Origin of the sequence: Bacteriovorax sp. DB6_IX, from assembly GCF_000447775.1 — a bacterium.
Lineage (GTDB): Bacteria > Bdellovibrionota > Bacteriovoracia > Bacteriovoracales > Bacteriovoracaceae > Halobacteriovorax_A.
Window position 1 is genome coordinate 1 of the sequence record NZ_AUNJ01000186.1, and the last position, 6306, is coordinate 6306.

7 protein-coding genes and 1 pseudogene are annotated in these 6306 nt (G+C 37.8%); 5 read left to right on the forward strand and 3 right to left on the reverse strand.

The window, feature by feature from the left end; translation table 11 throughout:
* A pseudogene (locus M901_RS16995) lies at positions 1 to 196 on the reverse strand (adenine deaminase); the annotation flags it as partial.
* Between the two features lie 132 nt (positions 197 to 328).
* On the opposite strand from M901_RS16995, the gene M901_RS05505 reads away from it, so the two are divergent.
* Positions 329 to 1360, forward strand: coding sequence for a GNAT family N-acetyltransferase (locus M901_RS05505; protein ID WP_021277196.1), 1032 nt, complete (start codon positions 329 to 331; stop codon positions 1358 to 1360).
* A complete protein-coding gene (locus M901_RS05510; protein WP_021277198.1) occupies positions 1360 to 2319 on the forward strand; it encodes a hypothetical protein in 960 nt (319 codons plus the stop codon). Before M901_RS05505 ends, M901_RS05510 begins: the two co-directional genes overlap by 1 nt.
* Here M901_RS05510 and M901_RS05515 read toward each other — a convergent pair.
* Positions 2303 to 3136, reverse strand: a complete 834-nt coding sequence (locus M901_RS05515) for an NLI interacting factor-like phosphatase (protein ID WP_021277193.1) — start codon at positions 3134 to 3136, stop codon at positions 2303 to 2305. The two genes, M901_RS05510 and M901_RS05515, sit on opposite strands and share 17 nt — an antisense overlap.
* A gap of 203 nt (positions 3137 to 3339) precedes the next feature.
* Here M901_RS05515 and M901_RS16295 point away from each other — a divergent pair, with 203 nt between their 5' ends.
* Positions 3340 to 3963: a TetR/AcrR family transcriptional regulator gene (locus M901_RS16295; RefSeq protein ID WP_053335828.1), complete on the forward strand. Its 624-nt coding sequence runs from the start codon at positions 3340 to 3342 to the stop codon at positions 3961 to 3963.
* Positions 3964 to 3965: 2 nt separating this feature from the next.
* Entirely contained in the window at positions 3966 to 4409 is a 444-nt protein-coding gene (locus tag M901_RS05525) for a globin (protein WP_021277192.1), read from the forward strand.
* Here the strand turns inward: M901_RS05525 and M901_RS16300 are convergent.
* Positions 4406 to 5428: an SAM-dependent methyltransferase gene (locus tag M901_RS16300; RefSeq protein WP_021277199.1), complete on the reverse strand. Its 1023-nt coding sequence runs from the start codon at positions 5426 to 5428 to the stop codon at positions 4406 to 4408. The two genes, M901_RS05525 and M901_RS16300, sit on opposite strands and share 4 nt — an antisense overlap.
* Before the next feature lie 374 nt (positions 5429 to 5802).
* Between M901_RS16300 and M901_RS05540 the strand changes: the two genes are divergently transcribed.
* Positions 5803 to 6126, forward strand: a complete 324-nt coding sequence (locus M901_RS05540) for a hypothetical protein (protein ID WP_157679860.1) — start codon at positions 5803 to 5805, stop codon at positions 6124 to 6126.
* Positions 6127 to 6306: the final 180 nt, after the last annotated feature.

A 6306-nucleotide genomic window follows, 5' to 3' on the forward strand; every position in this document is an offset into this window, starting at 1 on the left:
GNCCGATACCAGCAATAGTTTTTCCTGCAATTGCAATTGCACTTTCAACAATATCTCCATTGACTAGATCAAGAATTTTAACATTCTTAATGAGAATATCTGGAGCCGTTTCTCCTCTTGCTACAGCAAGGACATGTTGCATTTCTTCACGATTTAATTGTTGAGTGTTTTTCCTACCTATTGATGGTGAGCTCATATCTATCTCCTTCGAATCCTATGGATTCTACCCAAAGTCGGCAGTACAGGCAAATTTGTCGTCTCTCATTCGAATCGCTAAATAGGCGAGATTATGATGACGATAAGAGTTAAAGAGCTATAGGGAGAGTAAATGAGTACAGAAATCAAATGGATTCATAAGAATTTTGAACTTGAAGACAGGGATCGCGTCCTGGCCCTAAGAGAGCGAGTTTTCTCAGAGCCGGAATATGGGATAGAGAGATGGAGCTGGCAATATCAATCTAATCCAATGGGACCGAGCTATATCGATCTGGCCGTGGATAAAGAAGAGGATAAAACCCTCGCAGGACACTATGCTGTCATTAGTTATAAATTTAGTATGGACGGTAAAGAGGTACAGGGGGCTCAATCTCTGGATACATTTACGAGCCCGGATTATACGAGACAAGGTATTTTTGTAAAACTTGCGGAGCAGACTTATTCGAAATCTTTTGAAGATGGAGTGAAGTTTATATTCGGTTTTCCAAATAAGCTTTCATATCCTGGCTTTGTGAAGAAATTAAACTTTAAAGATCCATTTGGGTTTAAGATTCATAAGCTGCCTTTAAGGCTTGGATATGCCACTAAGAAGTTTCCAATTCTCAATGTCTTTAAAAATATTCCGCTCAACTTGACGAGTATGCCAGAAGGTGTTGAGCTTAAGAAGTTAAGTTCTGCTCCAAAGGATCTCGATCTGTCTGAGACAACACTTCTCAATGATATTCCTTATAAAGTTAAACGAGATGCTAATTACCTAGAGTGGAGATATTTCAACTGCCCAGATCGCAATTATGATATCTTTGAAGTGAGGGAGCAGGATCATCTTCTTGGAGTTGTCGTAGGAAGAGTTGAGGGAGATTATGCTCACTTGGTTGATCTTATTCCAACGAATAAAGAAAGCCTATGTCTCTTAGTTGAAGCATTTGTTGCTCATTATAGAAAAGAGGGAGCACACTGCGTAACTTGCTTTCTCAATGAGAAGAATATTCTTGAATCAACTTTAGCGAAATTTGGATTCAGATCAACTGATAAGTCAGAAGACTTTCGTTTTATAATTAGAACCCAAGATCAGGATTCCTATGATGAGAGAATGGGGCAGTCGAAAAACTGGTATCTCCTTGGTGGAGACACGGACTTTTACTAATGACGAGCTTTAAAAGACATATTCAACATCATTTGATTAAGCTAAAGAGTTTAGTAAAAGCTCAGGGGTATCATTCTCCTCAATTAAATGAACGTCTTTTAGAGGTTGAGGCTTCTAATCCTGATTGTTTTGAGACAGCACTTTTTAATTTTACTGTTGATTTTGAACTTATCTGGGGAAATGGTCGTGAAGGAGATCGTGATCACAGTGTTCAACGTCGTGTTGAATATGCTGTTAAGCAGGCCCAAGCATTTCCCGCTTTTATAAAGCTTTTAGAAGAAACAAGATTTAGCGCTAGCTGGGCGGTTCTTGGAAAGCTTGCTAACTATGATATTCTTCCAAGCGAAGATGAGGCATTTAATCCTGCTTGGTCTAAGAATTGGTATGATGGGCAGTATAAGAATTTAGAAACAAATCTTTGGGATGGAACAAGCTATCTTGAGAATATAAAGAAGTGCGTAGCTCCTCAAGAGATTTTGTCTCATGGGCATGCTCACATCGACTATGGTGATGACTCGGTTACAGAGAGTGTCGCAAGATGGGACATGGAGACTTCACTCTTTGAATTAAAGGATTCTGATTGTGACGTGAAGGGCTTTGTTTATCCTTGTAATCGTCATAACTATCAACATCTTCTTGTGGAAAATAATATTAAAATTATTAGAGGGCAGAATAAGAACTGGTCTATTACTGATGATCTTATTCAAACGCCATTGGGGTTTTGGATTAGTCCGGCTATCTACTCTTATAAGGATATCTTTGCGCTAATTGATCGTGCTGTAGAAAAAAGAAGTTTTGTTCATCCTTGGATGCATATGGTGGAATGTGATCTCAAACAAGATGATATTGAGAACTTCTATCGCCCCATTTTTGAATATGTCTTAGAGCTCGAAAGTAAGGGTAAAATTAAGAATGTTAGTTTTGATGAGATTCGACAGACCCTTAGAAAGACTGAATAGCTCTTAAGCAGTTCATATTTTTATCAGGAAGCTCTTCTAAGTAAATCTTACGGTAGTGATCGCTAAACTTTTCGCCATAGGGAATATAATCTTCTCGATTTGTTGAAATATAGTCGAGAAAATCAACACGCCCTAGTTGTTCGTTAACAATTGCATCATCCAAAAGCTCGTAAACGAACTTTAGCTTATTTCTTGCCACAAACCATTGTTGAAAAGAGGTTGGAATATACTCTTGAAGGACCTTAGTATTTCCTAAATCACGAAAGGACTTGTTGAAGTCTTCATAGTGGTGATAGGTCTTTCCCAACCAAAGCATATTTCGCTCTTGGCCTTTAAAAGCAAAGTTTGCGTTATCATCGATGAGAATTGTTCTATCAAGATTCAGTCCTAGTGGAATGAGATTCTTCTTAAGCCTTTGAGAGAAGCTCCCTTCCTCAGCGACTTGGTGGAGATCATCATAAGAAAAAATATCCTGAGTAAACTCATGAAGAGAGCGACCTGAGTTTGTTTTGATTTTCTTTAAGAGCTTTTCATTTCTCTCTTTCTTCCCACCACTAAAGAAGTAAATTCTTACATTATGATGTCTTGAAAGTGATTCAATAATATCTCTGGTCCAAGAATTGACCTTATAAAGTTCATCGTCAATTTTAATAACGTCAGGATCAAGTGGATCTGTAGCGGGCTGAACAATAGTGTAATCAATATCAAAGACGATATTAATATCTGTTTGACCTATCTCTGCCGCCGGCGATCTAACCACCGTTCTTGAGCATGAAATAAGTAGAAAAATGAGGAAGATGCCCTGTATGAGTCTCATTGTGAATACTTATCGGAAAAAGTCGGGAATTCCTTAGTGAGAACAGAAATTGACAGTAAATACCTGTTTATGGGTTTTTTTTAACACTTGAAGGTTAAGAAAATCTTAACTGATCTTTAGCAATGGAGCGTAATTATTTGAACTCTTTCACAGCAGCTTAATTTTCTCCTTAGGCCCCTTTTTGAACTTGTTTATGGGATAGAATGACAAAAAGAGGTATTGCTATGGGACTAAGGGAAAAGAAAAAACAACAAACACGTGAAATGATCCTCAACAACTCGATGGAACTCTTCACTCGAAAGGGTGTTGATGAAGTAGGGATGAGGGAGTTAGCTCAAGTTTGTGGTCTCGGAATTGGGACCTATTATAATTACTTTAAAAGTAAGGAAGAGGTTATCTTTAGTTTATTTGCGGATATTCTAAGAGAGGCTTTGAGAAGGAGGCCGTTCGATGTCACAATGGATGCCTCGCCCGGAGATACTCTTGCTGATAACTACCAAGCACTCTTGGGAATATTGAGTGAACATAAGAATATTCTTGATGAATTCTTAGTGGTGGTTCAATCACCAAAGAATTATGTAACGGAGGAATCTTTGGGATCAAAGATATTACCTCAAATGATTTTAGATTATTGGGAATGGGTTCGACCGATGTTAGAATCTATTCACGCTAATTATGAGAATGAGGACACTGGTCATGTGGCAAGATTAATGTGGGGACACTTTCTAAGTGAACTGAATGTTCTAACAAGCCCACTTAATCGAGAAACTGCCAATGACTTTAATCGTTTCTCTTCTCGACACTTTTTAAATGGGTTTCATGTATAGGGATGAGCAAACAAAGAAAAAAAACTTGGAATGAAAAGGTTACGGAAGTTCGTAAGTGTTATTTTAGAAGTATTGAAAATCCGCATTTTCCTAAATACTTCTACCGTAACCTCTTCTTTCTCTCTCCAAAAATCGAAGACTACTTCAAAAATACTGATTGGGAGCATCAAGAAAAAGCCTTAATGCTAGGTCTTTCTCATCTCTTCCATTACTTTGATGAACAAGATACCTTTCATCATAAGCAAATTGTGAGATTGGCCAATGTGCACTCCCATGATAATCTCAATATTCATCCCCACATGTATTACTATTGGATAGAAGCTTTGGTGATGACTTGTAAGAAAGTTGATCCACAATGGTATGAAGATTTACAATACTATCTAAGGGAGACTGTTTTCTTTCCCATTAGTTTTATGATTTCTTTGTATCATCGTCATGAAGACTAAGAATCAAGCCATCCCATGATAGTCACTTCGTTCTTATTGGCATTGAGCTGCTTAAGGATAACTTTATAGTCTAGTGATCTAGCAAGTTCTTTAAACTCTTTTAGGATTGGATAGTCGGCTTCCCCTTGAAACTTGATTGTGAAAACAAAGTTCTGACATTTTTTTGAGACAACCCAAGTTTGAATTAATTCCATAATTCTTGGTGGAAGACATATGATATCGGAAACTACCCACTCAATTTGCTCGTCAGTCACAAATTTGAAAGCATCTGCTTTTTTAAACTCGACTTTCTCATCTATCATAAGATCTTCTCTAAGAGGTGAGCGATCAAGGGCGATAATATTGGCACCTTGCTGACGTCCGATATAGCTCCAACCGCCTGGACAAGCTCCAAGATCAACAAAGGTTTCACCCTCTTTTGTCTTGCGACCCATAATAAGCTGGGCCTCAACTATTTTCTTAAAGGCCCTTGAAGGAGCTTTTTTATTATCTTCAACATTATTGAAGCCACCGACAAAAGGTGAGAGATAAGTTCTATACTTTATGGCCTCGTCACTATTAAGAACTGAAACCGCAATACTACGATCTCCAAGAACCATCACCTGAACAATGGCCAACTCCATATTCTTTTTCTTCTTTGCGGGAAAGAGCTTCTTGGCCCTGAGGCCTTTCATTAGCTTTTCCTTAATAATTTCGGAGCGACCTTTTTCAAGAACTCCAAACTTATAAGTCATGCTAAAGACATCTAGATTAATGGTCTGGTTTGCTTCCAGCTTAGAAAGAATAAGCTCTTCAATCTGCTTTGCCTGATTGGAAATAGAATCCTCTGCTAGTAGCTGAGCATGGGGAAGGGCCACAGTTGAGAAAGCAACGAAATTATCTTCAAGTTCAATATCCGAATTAATTGCTAGTAGGGGAAGCTTAGGGAATGCATGAATCTGCTGAGGGCCAAATGTCTCAACCAACTCACTCTTAAGTGGCCCAAGCCACTGCGTCGTTTTACACAAGAAATAATGCATACTTACTTCCTCACCCTAAAAAGGTACCAGTATCTTTTTCATCGGAATCACGAACTTACAGAGTTTGTTTTCATTTTTGAAGTGATTTTTGGAAATTTGAAAAAAAGGCATAAAAAAAGCCGATCAATGATCGGCTTTCTTTATAAACTTGGTACTCCCAAGGGGGCCAAGACGGATATTTTAAAACCGATCATAATTTTAGATATTTATGAGGAGATAAAGGCAATTGTCTCTTTTCGCCCTTCATTAGGTATCATCTAGGCACACTAGGTTTCATTGAAAAAGGTGTGCAAAATGCGTGCAGTAGTTAACTAGTTGGAATTATACCGAAATAGTTACTTATATTTGATAGTATCATATGATACTATTGTTGTATGAAGCCACCGTATAGAATTACAACTAAAATCATGAATCTCGTAAGTGAAATTTCTAGACTTGTCGGAAGTATAGAGGCTACAACTTTCACTATCCCTAACCCAAGTCTTAGAAAAAAGAATAAAATTAGGACAGTAAAATCGACTCTTGCTATCGAAGGAAATACTTTTACAGAAGAGCAAATCACAGCAATTCTTGAGGGGAAAAGAGTACTTGGACATGAAAAAGAGCTTCAAGAAGTTCATAATGCAATAGAGCTTTATGAGTCAAATTTGAAAAGCTACAACTCTAAAAAGTGGCAAGGACTTTTTAAAAGCACATAAAACATTGATGGTTGGATTGGTTTCTTCCCCTGGAAGTTATCGTTCAAAGAATGTGGGAGTTCTAGCAGGAACAAAAGTTAAGCACCTTGCACCTAAGCCCATACTTGTTCCCGAGCTTATGGAAAACCTTTTTAAATGGCTTCAGAAGGAAAAAGAATTACATCCTTTGATATTAAGCTC

Coding starts and splice junctions, on each gene's coding strand:
- M901_RS05515 (WP_021277193.1), bottom strand. CDS start 3,136: ATGAGACTCATACAGGGCATCTTCCTCATTTTTCTACTTATTTCATGC.
- M901_RS05510 (WP_021277198.1), top strand. CDS start 1,360: ATGACGAGCTTTAAAAGACATATTCAACATCATTTGATTAAGCTAAAG.
- M901_RS05505 (WP_021277196.1), top strand. CDS start 329: ATGAGTACAGAAATCAAATGGATTCATAAGAATTTTGAACTTGAAGAC.
- M901_RS16295 (WP_053335828.1), top strand. CDS start 3,340: ATGACAAAAAGAGGTATTGCTATGGGACTAAGGGAAAAGAAAAAACAA.
- M901_RS05540 (WP_157679860.1), top strand. CDS start 5,803: ATGAAGCCACCGTATAGAATTACAACTAAAATCATGAATCTCGTAAGT.
- M901_RS16300 (WP_021277199.1), bottom strand. CDS start 5,428: ATGCATTATTTCTTGTGTAAAACGACGCAGTGGCTTGGGCCACTTAAG.
- M901_RS05525 (WP_021277192.1), top strand. CDS start 3,966: ATGAGCAAACAAAGAAAAAAAACTTGGAATGAAAAGGTTACGGAAGTT.